We start from the raw sequence: 14,426 nt of genomic DNA, 5'->3' as shown, positions 1-14,426 counted from the left end.
CTACGACGCCGGCTGCTGCCCGGTGGGCCGGACGATGATCTCGTTGACGTCCACGGTCGGCGGCTGCCCCACCGCGTAGAGCACGGCCGCCGCGATGTCCTCGGCGCGCAGCTTGGGCACCCCGGTGCGGTCGGCGGTCATCCCGGTCTCGACCATGCCCGGCTGCACCAGGGTCACCCGCACGCCGGTGCCCACGCACTCGGCGCGGATGTTCTGCGCCATCCCGGTGACCGCCCACTTGGTCGCGGAGTAGAGGTTGCCGGGCCGGATGCCGCGCCCGGCGTTGGAGCCGGTGAGCACCAGGTGCCCGGCGCTGCGGGTCAGGGCGGGCAGCGCGGCGCGGGCGGTCAGCGCCGGTCCGGCGACGTTGGCCAGCACCATCGAGCCCCATTCCGAGGGGTCGGCGCCGCCGTCGCCGAGGAACGACGTGCGCAGGCTCTGCCCGGCGTTGGCGAACACCACGTCGAGACGCCCGAAGTGCTCCTCGACCCGGTGCACCGCCTCGCTGATCGCGGGCCAGTCGGCGACGTCGCAGGCCAGCGGGAGCGAGTCCGGCCCGAGCTCGTCGGCCAGCGGGCGCACCGCGTCGGCGGAGCGGGCCAGCAGCGCGGTCCGGTAGCCGGCCTGCGCGGCGGCGCGTGCGGTGGCCGCGCCGATCCCGCGGGAGGCGCCGGTGATCATCATGACGGGAGCGCTCATGCCGCTCACCTTACGGAGATCACCGCCCCAGGTGACGCACCCGGAAGTGGGACGGGGTGAGGGGCACCCTTGCCCGAGTAAGGACCGCTTTCGCCAATGGCCTGCGTGGCGGTGCGGTGGCGGACCCCAGCGGACTTCTCGGCGTTCGCGATCACTTCAGCGGTGAGTGAAATTGATTCACGTTCGGCGCGGGTGCCGGAGGCCGACCCGAACGCGTGATCGAATTCGTGCGAGCTAGAGTTCCGAAGTGGCCACTGTGCGTGCTGAACGCTTGGTGAACCTGGTGCTGTGCCTGCTGTCCACGCGCCAGTACCTCACCGCGGAGCGGATCCGGGCGATCGTGCCCGGTTACGCCGACGCGCCCACCGACGAGGCGTTCTTCCGGACCTTCGAACGGGACAAGGCGGAGCTCCGCGACCTGGGCATCCCGCTGGAGACCGGGCGCAACTCCGCCTTCGACGGGGCCGACGGCTACCGGATCGCCCGCCGCGACTACGAGCTCGGCGACGTCGACCTGGAACCGGACGAGGCCGCCGCGCTGGCCCTGGCCGTGCGGCTGTGGGACTCCCCGGAGCTCACCGCCGCCGCGCGCGGTGCGCTGCTCAAGCTGCGGGCGGCCGGCGTGGAGGTCGACGAGCGCTCCTCGGCCGCGGTCGAGCCCCGGGTGCGCACCGGCGAGCCCGCCTTCGCCCCGCTGCTCGCGGCGGTGCAGGCCGGCCGGGCGGTGCGGTTCGACTACCGGCGGCCCGGCAGCCCCGAGGCGCAGCGGCGCGCGGTCGAACCCTGGGGCGTGGTGTCCTGGCGCGGTCGCTGGTACGTCGTCGGGCACGACCAGGACCGCCGCGCCACCCGTTGCTTCCGGCTGTCCCGGGTCGTCGGCGAAGTGACCGCCACCGGACCGGCCGGGCAGGTACGCCGCCCACCGGACACCGACCTGCTGCGCATCGTCGCGGGCGAGTCGCACGGACCGGTACCGCCGACCCGCGCCCGGGTGTGGGCGGTCGACGGCCGCGCCCAGGGCCTGCGCAGGCGGGCCACCCCGGTCGAGCGGCTGCAGCTCGGCGACGAGGACGGGGACGTGCTCGAGCTCGACCTCGTCTACCCGGAGTCGGCCGCGAGCTGGCTCGCCGGGTACGGACCCGACGTCGCGGTGCTCGAACCCGAGACGCTGCGCAAGACCGTCCACGAGATCCACCTCGGGGTCGCCGAGCCGGGGGAGGAGCGATGACCAGCGCGTCCCAGCGGTTGCCCAGGCTGCTCGCCCTGGTGCCGTACCTGCTGAGCAGGCCGGGGGTCCTCGTCGCGGAGGCCGCCGCGGACTTCGGCGTCACCGAGGCGCAGCTCCGCCGCGATCTGGAGCTGCTCTGGATGTGCGGCCTGCCCGGTTACGGTCCCGGCGACCTCATCGACCTGTCCTTCGAGAGCGACTCGATCACGGTGACCTACGACGCGGGGATGCGCCGCCCGCTGCGGCTCACCGCCTCCGAGGCCACCGCGCTGCTGGTGGCGCTGCGGGCGCTGGCCGAGACCCCGGGGATCACCGACACCGGAGCGGTGCGGCGGGCCCTGGCCAAGGTGGAGGACGCCGTCGGCCAGGCGCGTCCGGCGGGCGTGGTGGTCGGGCTGGAGGGCCGCGAGTCGTTCGTGCGCTCGGAGGTCCGCGCCGCGGTCCAGGACGCGACCACCCGGCGGCGGGCCGCCCGGATCCGCTACTACACGATCTCCCGCGACGAGATCAGCGACCGGGTGGTGGACCCGATGCGGTTGCTGCTGCTCGACGGGCGCAGCTACCTGGAGGCGTGGTGCCGCGCGGCGGGCGGCGTCCGGCTGTTCCGGCTGGACCGAATCGACGACGCGGAGGTCCTCGACGAGGTGGCCCGGCCGCCCGCCGACGCGGAACCGACCGACGTCTCCGGCGGGCTGTTCCGGCCCGATCCGGAGCAGCCCAGCGCGGAGCTGGAGCTCTCCCCGGACGCCCGTTGGGTCGCCGAGTACTACCCGGTGGAGGACGTCGAGGAGCTGCCCGGCGGGTCCAGCCGGGTGCGGATGCGCTACTCCGACCGGTCCTGGATGGTGCGGCTGGTGCTCGGGCAGGGTGGGCTGATCAGAGTCCTCGCTCCGGACGACCTGGCGGTGGACGTGCGTCGTCGCGCGGAAGCGGCCTTGGCACGAGCTGGTCACCTCGCGTCCACCTAGCCGGGTTACCGTGGGCGGGTGCCGTATGTGCTGAGTCTCGTCCTGCTGGTCGTGGGCCTGGTCGGCCTGGCCTGGCCGGTGCTCCGGGTGTTCCGGGGCCTGCGCTCGTTCCGGTCCGCCCAGCGGGAGGTCGTGGGCGGTGTCGCCGACCGCGCCGGGTTGCTCCGGGCGCGGTTCGCCGGTCTGCGGGTCGCCTTCAGCGATCGGTGGCGTGGCTGACGCCCATCAGGCCGGTACTGCCCGGGCCGCGCTCCGCGTAGTATGGCCCCCGCAGCTCTATCAGGAAAGGTTGTGCACCAATGGGTCTGCCAGGTGGCTGGGAGCTCATCCTCATCGTCTTGGTCGTGGTGCTGCTCTTCGGCGCCACGAAGCTCCCGCAGATGGCGCGTTCGCTCGGCCAGTCCGCCCGCGTGTTCAAGGCGGAGGCGCGCGGCATGAAGGAGGACGAGGAGCGCGAGGAGGCCAAGAAGCGCGAGAAGGCCGAGCGCGAGTCGCGCGAGATCACCTCGGGTGATTCCGTGACGCCGTCGGTGACCCCGCCGGTCGAGGACAAGCAGCGCGACGAGTCCAAGAACTGACCAGAACGGGGACACACGGTGGGTGCCACTGCCAGTCCACTGCGCCGCCTGAACCCGTTCCGCAAGGACCGCAAGCGCTGGGGCCGTCGGCACAACCCCGACGGCACCATGTCGCTGGCCGATCACCTCTACGAGCTGCGCTACCGCCTGGGCATCGCGCTGGTGGCGGTGCTGGTCGGCGCGATCTTCGGGTTCTGGTGGTTCTCCGGTTCGCTGTTCGGGCTGCCCACGCTCGGTGACCTCCTGCTCGGGCCGTACTGCGCGCTCCCCGTCGAGCAGCGGGTCTCCCCGAACGGCTCCTGCCAGCTCCTGCAGACCAAGCCGTTCGAGGTCTTCATGCTGCGGCTGAAGGTCGGCATCGCGGTGGGCGCGGTGCTGTTCAGCCCGGTGTGGCTGTACCAGCTCTGGGCGTTCATCACGCCCGGCCTCTACACCAAGGAGCGTTCGTTCGCGCGGACGTTCGTGCTCCTGGCGAGCCTGCTGTTCGCGGCGGGCGCGGTGCTGGCGTACTACGTGGTGCCGGAAGGCCTGAGCTTCATGGTGGGCTTCGGCGGCGAGTCGTTCATGACCGCGCTCACCGGTGGCGAGTACATCAACTTCGTGCTCCTGATGCTGATCATCTTCGGGATCAGCTTCGAGCTGCCGCTGATCCTGGTGATGCTCAACCGGGCCGGCGTGGTCTCCTACGCCAAGCTCAAGAGCTGGTGGCGCGGGTTGGTCTTCGCCCTGTTCGTCTTCGCCGCCATCGCCACCCCGGGGCAGGACCCGTTCTCGATGGTGGTGCTGGCCGCGGCGCTGTGCCTGCTGTTCGGCATCGCGATGCTGATCTGCCGCGCGCACGACCGCAGGCAGGCGAAGAAGCGGGTGGCGGACGGGCTGGAGGGCCTGGGCCTCGACGAGACGTCGAAGGTCGACAGCTCGGCCTCCGACCTCAGCTCGGTCGGCTCGGACCCGGCCGACCTCGGGGCGGGCCGGACGTCGGTGCGGCACGACGACGCGACCTGACCCGCCCTGGCCGGACCGGCGGCCCGTGCACGAAGATCGTTCCTCGTGCGTGGAGTGCTGCTGATCAACCCGGTCGCCGGTGGCGGACTGACGGTGGAGGTGGCCGGGCTGATCGCCCGCCACCTCCGCGCCGTCTGCGAGCTGCGGGTGGTGATCGCCCGCGATGCCCCGGCGACCGCGGCGGCGGCCGACCGGGCCGTCGCCGAAGGCGCGGACCTGCTGGTGGTCGCCGGCGGTGACGGGGCGGCGCACCTGGCCGTGCAGAGCTGCGCCGGGACCGCCACGGCGCTGGCGCCGCTGCCCTGCGGCACCGGCAACGACCTGGCCCGCGGCCTCGGCCTGCCACCGGACCCGCTGGACGCCGTGCGGCAGGTGGTGCGCGCGGTGCGGGCGGGGCGGCGACGGCGGGTGGATCTCGGCAAGATCGCAGGCGGCGGCTACTTCGGGACGGTGCTGTGCGCGGGATTCGACGCCGCGGTCAACGCCCGGGCCAACCGGATGCGGTGGCCGCGCGGCCAGCGCCGCTACGACGCGGCGGTGCTCGCCGAGCTGGCCCGGCTGCGCCCGATGCCGCTGCGGGTGGAGCTCGACGGCATCGCGGTGGAGCTGACCGCCACCCTGGTCGCGGTGGGCAACTCGACGAGCTACGGGGGCGGCATCCCGATCTGCCCGGACGCCGACCTGGGCGACGGGCTGTTCGACGTGACCGTGGTCGGCGCGGTCCGGCGCCGCGACCTGCTGGGCATCCTGCCGCGGCTGCGCACCGGACGGCACGTCGACCACCCGGCGGTGCGGACGGTGCGGGCCCGGCGGGTGCGGCTGGGCGGTGCCAACGGGTGGCTCGCGCACGCCGACGGGGAGCCGCAGGCCCGGTTGCCGGTGAGCGTGCGGTGCGCCCCGGGAGCCCTCGAAGTGGCGGCCTGACCTGCGGCGGAGCGGTCGCGGGTGGGCGAGGTCACGACGCGGCGGGGCCGTGCCCGCGACGTGCGTCGGCTCGATGTGAAAGCCTTGGGGGGTGGCTGCAAGCCGTTCCGACACCGCCAAGCTGACCCCAGCCGAGGCCTACGCGGCGCACAACCGCCGCAGCGCACATCCCGGACTGGCCGACTTCGCCGGGGGGATGGACTTCGAGCTGGACCCGTTCCAGCGCACCGCCTGCCAGGCCCTCGAGGCGGGGCGCGGGGTGCTGGTGTGCGCCCCGACCGGCGCGGGCAAGACCGTCGTCGGGGAGTTCGCGGTGCACCTCGCGCTCGCCGAGGGCCGCAAGTGCTTCTACACCACGCCGATCAAGGCGCTGTCCAACCAGAAGTACGCGGACCTGTGCGAGCGGCACGGCACCGACGCCGTCGGGCTGCTCACCGGTGACACCTCGGTCAACGGCGACGCGCAGGTGGTGGTGATGACCACCGAGGTGCTGCGCAACATGCTCTACGCCGGGTCGCGCAGCCTGGACCAGCTCGGGTACGTCGTGATGGACGAGGTGCACTACCTCGCCGACCGGTTCCGCGGTGCGGTCTGGGAAGAGGTCATCCTGCACCTGCCCGACCACGTGCAGCTCGCCAGCCTGTCGGCGACGGTGAGCAACGCCGAGGAGTTCGGCGAGTGGCTGCAGGAGGTGCGCGGCGAGACCACGGTGGTCGTCGACGAGCACCGCCCGGTGCCGCTGTGGCAGCACATGCTGGTCGGCTCCCGGATGTTCGACCTGTTCGGCGGCGAGTCCGAGGGTCGCGAGCTGACGATCAACCCGCACCTGCTGCGCCGGACCCAGCAGATCACCCGCACCCACGCGCCGCAGCGGCAGCGCGGCGCGCCACCGCCCAAGCGCGGCGGTCAGCGCCCGCCGCGGTTCTTCCCGCCGTCGCGGGTCGAGGTGCTCAGCGGACTCGACGCGGCGGGGCTGCTGCCCGCCATCGTGTTCATCTTCAGCCGGGCGGGCTGCGATGCGGCGGTCGCCCAGTGCCTGCGCGCCGGCCTGCGGCTGACCACCGAGGACGAGCTCGCGGAGATCCGCGAGGTGATCGACGAGCACACCGCGTCGCTGCCCGAGTCGGACCTGACCGTGCTCGGGTACTGGGAGTGGCGGGACGCGCTGGAGCACGGGGTCGCCGCCCACCACGCCGGGCTGCTGCCCGCGTTCAAGGAGACCGTCGAGGAGCTGTTCGTCCGCGGCCTGGTCAAGGCGGTGTTCGCGACCGAGACGCTGGCGCTGGGCATCAACATGCCCGCCCGCACGGTCGTGCTGGAGCGGCTGGTCAAGTTCAACGGCGAGTCCCACGTCGACCTCAGCCCCGGCGAGTACACCCAGCTCACCGGCCGCGCGGGGCGGCGCGGCATCGACGTGGAGGGCCACGCCGTCGTGGTGTGGCAGCCCGGGGTGGACCCGAAGCAGGTCGCCGGGCTGGCCTCGACCCGCACCTACCCGCTGCGGTCCTCCTTCCGCCCCGGCTACAACATGGCGGTCAACCTGGTGCAGCGCGTCGGCCGGGACGCCGCTCGGGACCTGCTGGAGCAGTCCTTCGCCCAGTTCCAGGCCGACCGGTCGGTGGTGGGCCAGTCCCGGCGGATCGAGCGCAACGCCGAGGCGCTCGGCGGCTACGCCGAGGCGATGGAATGCCACCTCGGGGACTTCCAGGAGTACTTCCAGCTCCGCAGGCGGATCTCGGAGCGGGAGAAGTACCTGTCCCGGCAGAACCGCGCCTCCCAGCGCGCGGAGGCGGCCAAGTCGCTGGAGAAGCTGCGCAAGGGCGACGTGATCGCGGTGCCCTCCGGTCGCCGGTCCGGGCTGGCCGTGGTCATCGACCCGGGCGTGGAACACCTCGACGAACCGCGTCCGCTGGTGGTGACCGAGGACCGCTGGTCGGGACGGCTGTCGGTGGCCGACTTCACCTCGCCGGTGGAGCCGCTGGGCAAGCTGAAGCTGCCCAAGCACGTCGACACCCGGTCGCCGAAGTCCCGGCGCGACCTGGCCTCGACGCTGCGCAACACCGGGCTGAGCCCCTCGGAGGGACGTCGTTCGCGCCGCCGCTCCGACGCCGCCGACGACGAGGAGCTGGCCACCCTGCGCCGGGCGCTGCGCGCCCACCCCTGCCACGGCTGCGACGACCGGGAGAACCACGCGCGCTGGGCCGAGCGCCACGAGCGGCTGCGGACCGAGACCGAGCAGCTCCGCCGCAAGGTCTCGGCCACCACGCACTCGTTGGCCCGCTCGTTCGACAAGATCGTCGCGCTGCTGTCCGAGCGGGAGTACCTCGTGCCCGAGGAACCCGAGAAGCCGGTCACCGGTGACGGGCGTCGGCTGTCCCAGCTCTACAGCGAGTCCGACCTGCTGGCCGCCGAGTGCCTGCGGGCCGGGGCGTGGCGCGGGCTGGGCCCGGCCGAGCTCGCCGCGGTCGTCTCCGCGCTGGTCTACGAATCGCGCCGAGAGGGGCTCGCGCCGCAGGTGCCGGCCGGCCCGATCAGCGATGCGCTGGACGAGACCTGGCGGCTGTGGAGCGAGCTGGAGGACGACGAGCGGCGGCACCGGCTCGACCGGACCCGCGAACCCGATCCGGGTTTCGCCTGGCCGGTGTTCCGCTGGGCGCGCGGTGAATCGCTGGAACGAGTGCTGACCACGGCGGAGAGCGCCGGGCACGAGCTCTCGGCGGGCGACTTCGTGCGGTGGTGCCGCCAGGTCGTCGACCTGCTCGACCAGGTCCGGGAGGTCACCGGCAAGGCCGATCCGGTCGGTTCGGCGGCGGCCAAGGCCGTCACGGCGATCCGGCGCGGGGTCGTGGCCGCCGGCGCGGTCTGAAGCGCATCCCGTTCGGTGCCCGGCCGCGCCGTCGTCGGCGGCGCTGAGCCCGGCCGGGCGACGCGAGCGCGGGAGCGGTTGTGGTTGGATCTACCGCGAACGTGTGATGACCGGTGCGGAGGTGTCGATGTCCAGCCCCTACGGTCCGCCCGGCGGTGCGCCCCAGTGGGGTCCGCCCGGACCGGCGTACCCGCAGGGGTATGGCCCGCCCGGCGGCTATCCGCAGCAACCGCCGGGATACGGCTACGGGGGTTACGCGGCGCCGCAGCAGCCCGAAATGTTCGGGGGACGCGGGTTCGGGGGGCCGCAGCCGCCGCGCCGGAAGCGCTCGGCGCTGCCCTGGGTGCTGACCGCCGTGGGGCTCGTGGTGGTGGCGGCCGTCGTCGGCGTGCTGGGGTTCATCGCGCCCGGCTGGTTCAACCGCACCGTGCTCGACGCGTCGAGCGTGGAGAAGGGCGTGGAGCGCACGCTCGCGGAGTCCTACCAGCTCGCCGGGATCGAGCAGGTCCGGTGCCCGGAGGGTGAGCCGGTCGAGCCCGGGCGCCGCTTCGAGTGCCAGGTCCGCGTCGACGGGCAGACCCGGACGGTCGTGATCACGGTGAAGAACGAGCGCGGCGTGTACGAGGTCGGCCACCCGCGCTGAGCGCTCCGGTCACCGCGGGAATTCCGGTCGACGGGCGCGGTCCGGCGGGGCAGGATCGGGGACGTGCACGCACACGAGTTCCGGCCCCTCGCCGACACCGAGTTCCGCCCTGCCCGCGACCTGTTCATGCGCGCGTTGAACCTCCCCCCGGTCACCGACGAGATGTGGAAGTCGGTGTCGCGGACGTCCGAGCCCGGCCGGGTGTTCGGCGGTTTCCTCGACGGCGAGCTGGCGGGGACCGCGTTGACGGGCACCTCGGCGCTGGCGGTGCCCGGCGGGGCGGAAGTGCCGGCCGGGGCGGTCACCGGTGTCGGGGTGCGGGCCGACCGGACCCGCCGCGGGGTGCTCACCGGCCTCATGCGGGCGCAGTTCGACGACACCCGGGAACGCGGCGAGCCGGTGACGATGCTGCACGCCTCCGAAGCGGTGATCTACGAGCGCTTCGGCTACGGCGTGGCGACCCGCTCCCGGACGGTCTCGCTGGACCGGTTCCGCGCGGCGCTGCGCCCGGACGCCCCGCGCGGCGGGCGGATGGACCTGCTGGACCCGGAAGCCGCCCGCACGGTGCTGCCCGACGTGTACCGGGGGCTCGGGCTGGTCCGGCCGGGTTCCATCGTCCGCGGCGACGCGTGGTGGGACATGAACCTGGCGATGGCGCCGCGGGACGCGGTGGCGGTCGTGCACTACGACCCGGCCGGTGTCCCGGACGGTTTCCTGCGCTACGAGCCCAAGAGCCGCGACCACCGGTTCGACGACGGCACGGTCACCCTCCAGGTGCGCGATCTGGTGGCGGGCGACGCCATCGCGGCCGCGGAGCTGTGGCGGTTCCTGTTCGAACGCGATCTCACCGACCGGATCGTGGCGGTGGACCGCCCGCTGGACGAGCCGGTGGAGTGGTTGATGGTGGACCGCCGCGCCTGCCGCACCACCGCGGTCGGCGACGACCTGTGGCTGCGGCTGGTGGACGTGGCGGCGGCCTTGCGCGCCCGGACGTTCAACGCCGCCGAACCGGTCCTCGTCGAAGTCCACGACCGGTTCCTGCCCGACAACGAGGGCACCTACCGGATCGGGCCGGAGGACGTCGAGCGGACCGAGCAGCGCCCCCAGCTCAGCATGGACGTCTCCGCGCTGGCCGCCCTGTACCTCGGTGACGTGTCGGTGTCGGCGCTGGCCGCGGCCGGGCGGGTCCAGGTGCACGAGCCGGCGGCGCTGCCCGGCGCCGACCACCTGTTCACCACCGACGTCGTGCCGTGGTGCGGCACCCCGTTCTGAGCGCACCCGGTGACGCCCTTCGGGGCCGTGGACGCGCGAGTGCGGGGCGCGGTGGCCGGTTCCTCGGGCGCCCACCGCTCCTGGAACGGACCGCCGCACGGGTGCTGGGGCGCGTCGCGCACCGGAACCCGTCCGGGGCCGCGTCGGGCCCGGTCCACACAGGACGTCCTGGCGGTCCGGTTCCGCACGCGGGAACGCGAGGTGGGCCGGCTCGGTGCGGCCACGACTGCGGAGAACGCTCGCGGGCTCGCGGGCCGCACGACCCGTGGGCTCGCGCGTCCGCGCCGCCCTCCCAGGGGTGCCGCACCCACGGGAAGCGATCGCGTGCGGATAGACGTCGGGTCGTGCGGCCCGCTCCCGGGAGGACGTCGCGGAGCGGACGTCACCGCGTGCCGAGCACCCGGAGGAGTTGGTGCTGCGCCGGGCGTCGGCGATGTCCTCGAGCGGGGCGGCTCCTCCGCACCGCTAAACTCGTTCGAGTGAAGTGAGGGCCTGCGCGTGGAACGCGGCGGCCGGTGTCCCGCTTCCCGGCGCTCACGCCCGGACAGCTGCGGGGATGTTCCTCTGCCGTCATCGCCGGGCAACGTTCCCGTCGCGGGAGAACCTCACCCTGAGTGATGTTCGAGTTCCTGGTGGCGCCCGAGCGCCCCCATCGGGAAGGACGAGGAATGCTCCACGTGGTCGGCGTGCTGGCGGTGGTCAGCGCGGGAGTGGTCGGTTTCTGGGTCGGTTATCGGGCGAAGGCGGCACGGCGGACCGTCCCGGCTTAGGGGCTCCGTCGGGAAGCGGCGGAGCCGCTGTGCGCCCGGCACCGCCGCGGGTTCGCAGCGGTCCCCGCGCGAGGAGGACCGCGACGCCGGACAACGGGACGGCTCGGCGCACGGCCATTGAGGTCCAGCGACGCACACCATCGGCGAACGCGGCCCTGGGAGTGGCACCCACCCGGACCAGGCTCAGCCGAGGAGTGCGTCGCGGAGCCGGTCGACGCTCGTGCCGAGCCCCCACCGCCGCTGGAGGTCGGCGAGCCGCTCCAGGTCCACCGCGTCGCGGGGGAGCGCGTCGTCCTCGCGGTCGAGCTCGACCGGTGCGTCGCGCACCACCCGGACCACCGCCGGGGCCGCCGCCAGGTACTCGGCGGCGTCGGCCAGCTTGCCGCGCTGGCGCGGGGTCAGTCCGGGGTGGCGGTCGCGCGCGGCGGTCAGCAACCCGTCGAGCGAACCGAACTGGGTGATCAGCTTCGCGGCCGTCTTCTCACCGATCCCGGCGACCCCGGGCAGACCGTCCGACGGATCGCCGCGCAGCACCGCCATGTCCGCGTAATCGTCCCCCGCTCGCCCGGCCGAGAGCGCGTACCGCTCGGCGAGCTCGTCGGGACCGTAGTCCTGCGCCTTGGCCAGCCCGGCGCCGACGTAGATCACCCGGACCGGCGTGGGGCCGGTCCGCACGAGCTGGAACAGGTCGCGGTCACCGGTGACGACCTCCACCGCATCGCGCTGCTCGCGCTCGGCCAGCGCCCCGATGACGTCGTCGGCTTCGTAGCCGGTCGCCTCGGCGGTGGTGATCCCGGCGGCGTCGAGCACCTCCATGATCACCGGGATCTGGGGGGAGAGCGCGTCGGGCACCTCCTCTTCCGCCGGATCCGCCTCGGCGACCCGGTGCGCCTTGTACGACGGCAGCGCGTCCACCCGGAACTGCGGACGCCAGTCGGCGTCGAGGCAGGCGACCAACCGCCCAGGCCGCCGGTCGGCGATCAGCTTGGCGAGCATGTCGCAGAAGCCGCGCACCGAGTTCACCGGGATTCCGTCGGGCGAGGTCAGCGAGTCCGGCAGCGCGTAGTACGAGCGGAACCACAGCCCCGCCGAATCCACCAGCATCAGAGGACCAGTCACGGTCGACAAGCTTGTCACGCCGCCCCGACATGCGCGCCGCTCCCCAGCGGACGCCCCGCGGGCGCAGCACCGGCCTGGGCGCCGCTGACGGAGGGGACCACCGCCGGGAACCGGTACGGCGCCGGGAATGTCTCCCGAACGGCTTTCGGATTCGCTGCGGGAGGCGGGATTCCGCACGCCGCTTCGGCCCGGGCTCCCGCACCCCGCGGCCCCGGCGCGTCGGGGCGAGGCGAGGCCCCGCGGCACCGTCGCTCGATCGGGTGCACCGCGAGCGGTCCGCCGCTTCCGGAAAGGACCCCTTAGGCTGGGGTCATGGCCACCGTCTCGATGAAGCAGGACCCGTCCGTGCTCGCGGCTCGCCTCGACAAGGCCGCAGACACCGCCGCCGCGGCGAACCTGGATGCGTTGCTGATCTCGCCCGGTTCCGACCTGCGCTACCTCATCGGCGCCGGTGGTGAGTCGTTCGAGCGGCTGAGCTGCCTGGTGCTGCCTGCCGCAGGGCGGTCGGCGGCGCCCGCGCTCGTGGTCCCGAAGCTGGAGGAGCTCGGCTACGCCGACGTCCCCGCCGAGGAGCTGGGCATCGAGGTCGTCACCTGGGTGGACGGGCAGGACCCGCACGCCATCGTCGCGGAGCTGCTGCGCCGTTCCGGCGCGCCGCGCCGCCTCGCCGTCGCCGACGCGATGCCCGCGCTGCACACGATGCCGCTGCGCGACGTGATGCCGGACGCCGTGCAGCTGCTGGCGGGACCGGTGCTGCGCCAGCTCCGGATGCGCAAGGACGCCGCGGAGATCGAGGCGCTGCGCACGGCAGGAGGCGCGATCGACCGCGTGCACGCCCGGATGGCGGAGTTCCTCACCGCGGGCCGCACCGAAGCCGAGGTCGGTGCCGACATCGCCGCGGCGATCGTCGCCGAAGGTCACACCCACGCCGACTTCGTCATCGTCGGCTCCGGGCCCAACGGGGCGAGCCCGCACCACGCCCTGTCGGACCGGGTGATCGAACGCGGCGACGTGGTCGTCGTCGACATCGGCGGGCCGATCCCCGCCGGCTACAACTCCGACTGCACCCGCACTTACTCGATCGGCGCGCCCGCGCAGTCCGACGTCCGCGACACCTACGCGGTGCTGCAGGCCGCCCAGCGCGCCGCGGTGGAGGCCGTGCGCCCCGGGGCGACCGCGGAGTCGATCGACGCCGCCGCCCGCGAACCCATCGCCGCCGCCGGATTCGGCGAGTTCTTCGTCCACCGCACCGGACACGGCATCGGCTTGGACGTCCACGAGGAGCCGTACGTGGTGGGCGGGAACCGGTTGCCGCTCGAACCCGGCATGGCGTTCAGCATCGAGCCGGGCATCTACCAGCCGGGGCGGTGGGGCGCCCGGATCGAGGACATCGTGGTGGTGACCGACGAGGGCGTCGAGAGCGTGAACAACCAGCCGCACGAGCTGGTGGAGCTACCGGCGTGAGCGACAAGTCCGGCAACGCGCCCGAGCTCGAGGCCACCGACCGCGCCATCCTGCGCGAGCTCGCCCGCGACGGCCGGTGCAGCTTCACCGACCTCGCCGAGCGGGTCGGGCTGAGCGTCTCGGCCGTGCACCAGCGAGTGCGGCGCCTGGAGCAGCGCGGCGCGCTGCAGGGGTATGCGGCCAGAGTGGACGGTGACCAGATCGGGCTGCCGATGACGGCGTTCATCTCGCTCACCCCGATCGACCCGGCCGCGCCGGACGATTACCCGCAGCGCCTCGAACACCTGCCGCAGATCGAGTCGTGCTATTCGGTGGCCGGGGACGAGTCCTACATCCTCCAGGTGCGGGTCGCGTCCCCGCTGGGCCTGGAGGAGCTGCTGCGGCAGATCCGGGAGGCGGCCAAGGTCTCCACCCGGACCACCGTCGTGCTGTCCACCCCGTTCGAGAACCGCCCGCCCGCGATCTGACACGACCAGGCATCGCGGACGTGCACCACGCATCAGAGGAGGGATCCCGATGATCTTCATCACCGCCAAGTTCCGGGTCAAGCCGGAGGACGCCGACCAGTGGCCCGAGATCACCGCGGAGTTCACCCGGGACACCCGGGCCGAAGCCGGCTGCCTGTGGTTCGACTGGTCCCGCAGTCTCGAGGACCCGAACGAGTACGTGCTCGTCGAGGCGTTCCGGGACGGCGAGGCCGGTGCCGCGCACGTGCAGTCCGACCACTTCCGCAAGGCGCAGCGGACCTTGCCGCCGCACCTCGTCGAAACGCCCCGGGTGGTCAACGTCAACGTGGACCAGGAGGACTGGTCGCTGCTCGGCGAGATGGCCGTCCCCGAGAGCTGACCGTCCCCGGGGAAGGCCGGCCGTCCCGAGGGGCTGACCGACCC

At 73.5% G+C, this 14,426-nt stretch carries 14 protein-coding genes; 12 read left to right on the top strand and 2 right to left on the bottom strand.

Features of this window, described 5'->3' with window-relative positions:
- A complete protein-coding gene (locus ACQP0T_RS18925) occupies positions 1–699 on the bottom strand; it encodes an SDR family oxidoreductase (RefSeq protein ID WP_433869295.1) in 699 nt (232 codons plus the stop codon).
- A gap of 247 nt (positions 700–946) precedes the next feature.
- Here ACQP0T_RS18925 and ACQP0T_RS18920 point away from each other — a divergent pair, with 247 nt between their 5' ends.
- The 9 genes from ACQP0T_RS18920 (at position 947) to ACQP0T_RS18880 (ending at position 10,183) form a co-directional block, all read left to right on the top strand.
- Positions 947–1,927 carry a helix-turn-helix transcriptional regulator gene (locus ACQP0T_RS18920; RefSeq protein ID WP_433869294.1) on the top strand — a complete coding sequence of 327 codons (981 nt, stop codon included), beginning with the start codon at positions 947–949 and terminating at the stop codon, positions 1,925–1,927.
- On the top strand, positions 1,924–2,895 hold the full coding sequence (locus tag ACQP0T_RS18915) for a helix-turn-helix transcriptional regulator (RefSeq protein ID WP_345361815.1): 972 nt from the start codon (positions 1,924–1,926) through the stop codon (positions 2,893–2,895). Before ACQP0T_RS18920 ends, ACQP0T_RS18915 begins: the two co-directional genes overlap by 4 nt.
- A gap of 18 nt (positions 2,896–2,913) precedes the next feature.
- On the top strand, positions 2,914–3,114 hold the full coding sequence (locus tag ACQP0T_RS18910; RefSeq protein ID WP_433869293.1) for a bacteriophage holin: 201 nt from the start codon (positions 2,914–2,916) through the stop codon (positions 3,112–3,114).
- Between the two features lie 80 nt (positions 3,115–3,194).
- Entirely contained in the window at positions 3,195–3,473 is a 279-nt protein-coding gene (tatA, locus tag ACQP0T_RS18905) for a Sec-independent protein translocase subunit TatA (RefSeq protein ID WP_433869292.1), read from the top strand.
- 18 nt (positions 3,474–3,491) lie between these two features.
- A complete protein-coding gene (gene tatC / locus ACQP0T_RS18900; protein ID WP_433869291.1) occupies positions 3,492–4,478 on the top strand; it encodes a twin-arginine translocase subunit TatC in 987 nt (328 codons plus the stop codon).
- A 45-nt stretch (positions 4,479–4,523) separates the two neighbouring features.
- Positions 4,524–5,402, top strand: a complete 879-nt coding sequence (locus tag ACQP0T_RS18895) for a diacylglycerol/lipid kinase family protein (protein ID WP_433869290.1) — start codon at positions 4,524–4,526, stop codon at positions 5,400–5,402.
- Positions 5,403–5,493: 91 nt separating this feature from the next.
- Positions 5,494–8,268, top strand: a complete 2,775-nt coding sequence (locus tag ACQP0T_RS18890; protein WP_433869289.1) for a DEAD/DEAH box helicase — start codon at positions 5,494–5,496, stop codon at positions 8,266–8,268.
- Positions 8,269–8,395: 127 nt separating this feature from the next.
- Positions 8,396–8,911, top strand: a complete 516-nt coding sequence (locus tag ACQP0T_RS18885; protein WP_433869288.1) for a DUF4333 domain-containing protein — start codon at positions 8,396–8,398, stop codon at positions 8,909–8,911.
- A 63-nt stretch (positions 8,912–8,974) separates the two neighbouring features.
- Complete coding sequence (locus tag ACQP0T_RS18880) at positions 8,975–10,183, top strand: GNAT family N-acetyltransferase (protein WP_433869287.1); 1,209 nt, start codon at positions 8,975–8,977, stop codon at positions 10,181–10,183.
- 953 nt (positions 10,184–11,136) lie between these two features.
- Here ACQP0T_RS18880 and ACQP0T_RS18875 read toward each other — a convergent pair.
- Positions 11,137–12,057 carry a 5'-3' exonuclease gene (locus ACQP0T_RS18875; RefSeq protein ID WP_433873772.1) on the bottom strand — a complete coding sequence of 307 codons (921 nt, stop codon included), beginning with the start codon at positions 12,055–12,057 and terminating at the stop codon, positions 11,137–11,139.
- Between the two features lie 327 nt (positions 12,058–12,384).
- Between ACQP0T_RS18875 and ACQP0T_RS18870 the strand changes: the two genes are divergently transcribed.
- From ACQP0T_RS18870 to ACQP0T_RS18860, 3 genes are read left to right on the top strand one after another with little or no spacing between them, the layout of a single operon-like run.
- On the top strand, positions 12,385–13,536 hold the full coding sequence (locus tag ACQP0T_RS18870; protein WP_433869286.1) for a M24 family metallopeptidase: 1,152 nt from the start codon (positions 12,385–12,387) through the stop codon (positions 13,534–13,536).
- The gene (locus tag ACQP0T_RS18865; protein WP_433869285.1) at positions 13,533–14,003 is read left to right on the top strand and encodes an Lrp/AsnC family transcriptional regulator; all 471 of its coding nucleotides are present in this window, start codon (positions 13,533–13,535) and stop codon (positions 14,001–14,003) included. The genes ACQP0T_RS18870 and ACQP0T_RS18865 overlap by 4 nt, the downstream gene beginning before the upstream one ends.
- Before the next feature lie 49 nt (positions 14,004–14,052).
- The gene (locus tag ACQP0T_RS18860; protein WP_433869284.1) at positions 14,053–14,382 is read left to right on the top strand and encodes a putative quinol monooxygenase; all 330 of its coding nucleotides are present in this window, start codon (positions 14,053–14,055) and stop codon (positions 14,380–14,382) included.
- The last annotated feature ends 44 nt before the right edge of the window (positions 14,383–14,426 follow it).

Origin of the sequence: Saccharopolyspora sp. CA-218241 (assembly GCF_050954615.1) — a bacterium.
In the GTDB taxonomy this organism is placed as follows: Bacteria; Actinomycetota; Actinomycetes; order Mycobacteriales; family Pseudonocardiaceae; genus Saccharopolyspora; species Saccharopolyspora cebuensis.
Note: the sequence above shows the minus strand (reverse complement) of the source record. Positions and strands in the feature narration are given on the sequence as shown.

What these genes read in the sequence shown, in the direction of transcription:
- ACQP0T_RS18885 (WP_433869288.1), top strand. Translation starts at nt 8,396, where the DNA reads ATGTCCAGCCCCTACGGTCCGCCCGGCGGTGCGCCCCAGTGGGGTCCG.
- ACQP0T_RS18915 (WP_345361815.1), top strand. Translation starts at nt 1,924, where the DNA reads ATGACCAGCGCGTCCCAGCGGTTGCCCAGGCTGCTCGCCCTGGTGCCG.
- ACQP0T_RS18925 (WP_433869295.1), bottom strand. Translation starts at nt 699, where the DNA reads ATGAGCGCTCCCGTCATGATGATCACCGGCGCCTCCCGCGGGATCGGC.
- ACQP0T_RS18875 (WP_433873772.1), bottom strand. Translation starts at nt 12,057, where the DNA reads ATGCTGGTGGATTCGGCGGGGCTGTGGTTCCGCTCGTACTACGCGCTG.
- tatA (WP_433869292.1), top strand. Translation starts at nt 3,195, where the DNA reads ATGGGTCTGCCAGGTGGCTGGGAGCTCATCCTCATCGTCTTGGTCGTG.
- ACQP0T_RS18870 (WP_433869286.1), top strand. Translation starts at nt 12,385, where the DNA reads ATGGCCACCGTCTCGATGAAGCAGGACCCGTCCGTGCTCGCGGCTCGC.
- ACQP0T_RS18860 (WP_433869284.1), top strand. Translation starts at nt 14,053, where the DNA reads ATGATCTTCATCACCGCCAAGTTCCGGGTCAAGCCGGAGGACGCCGAC.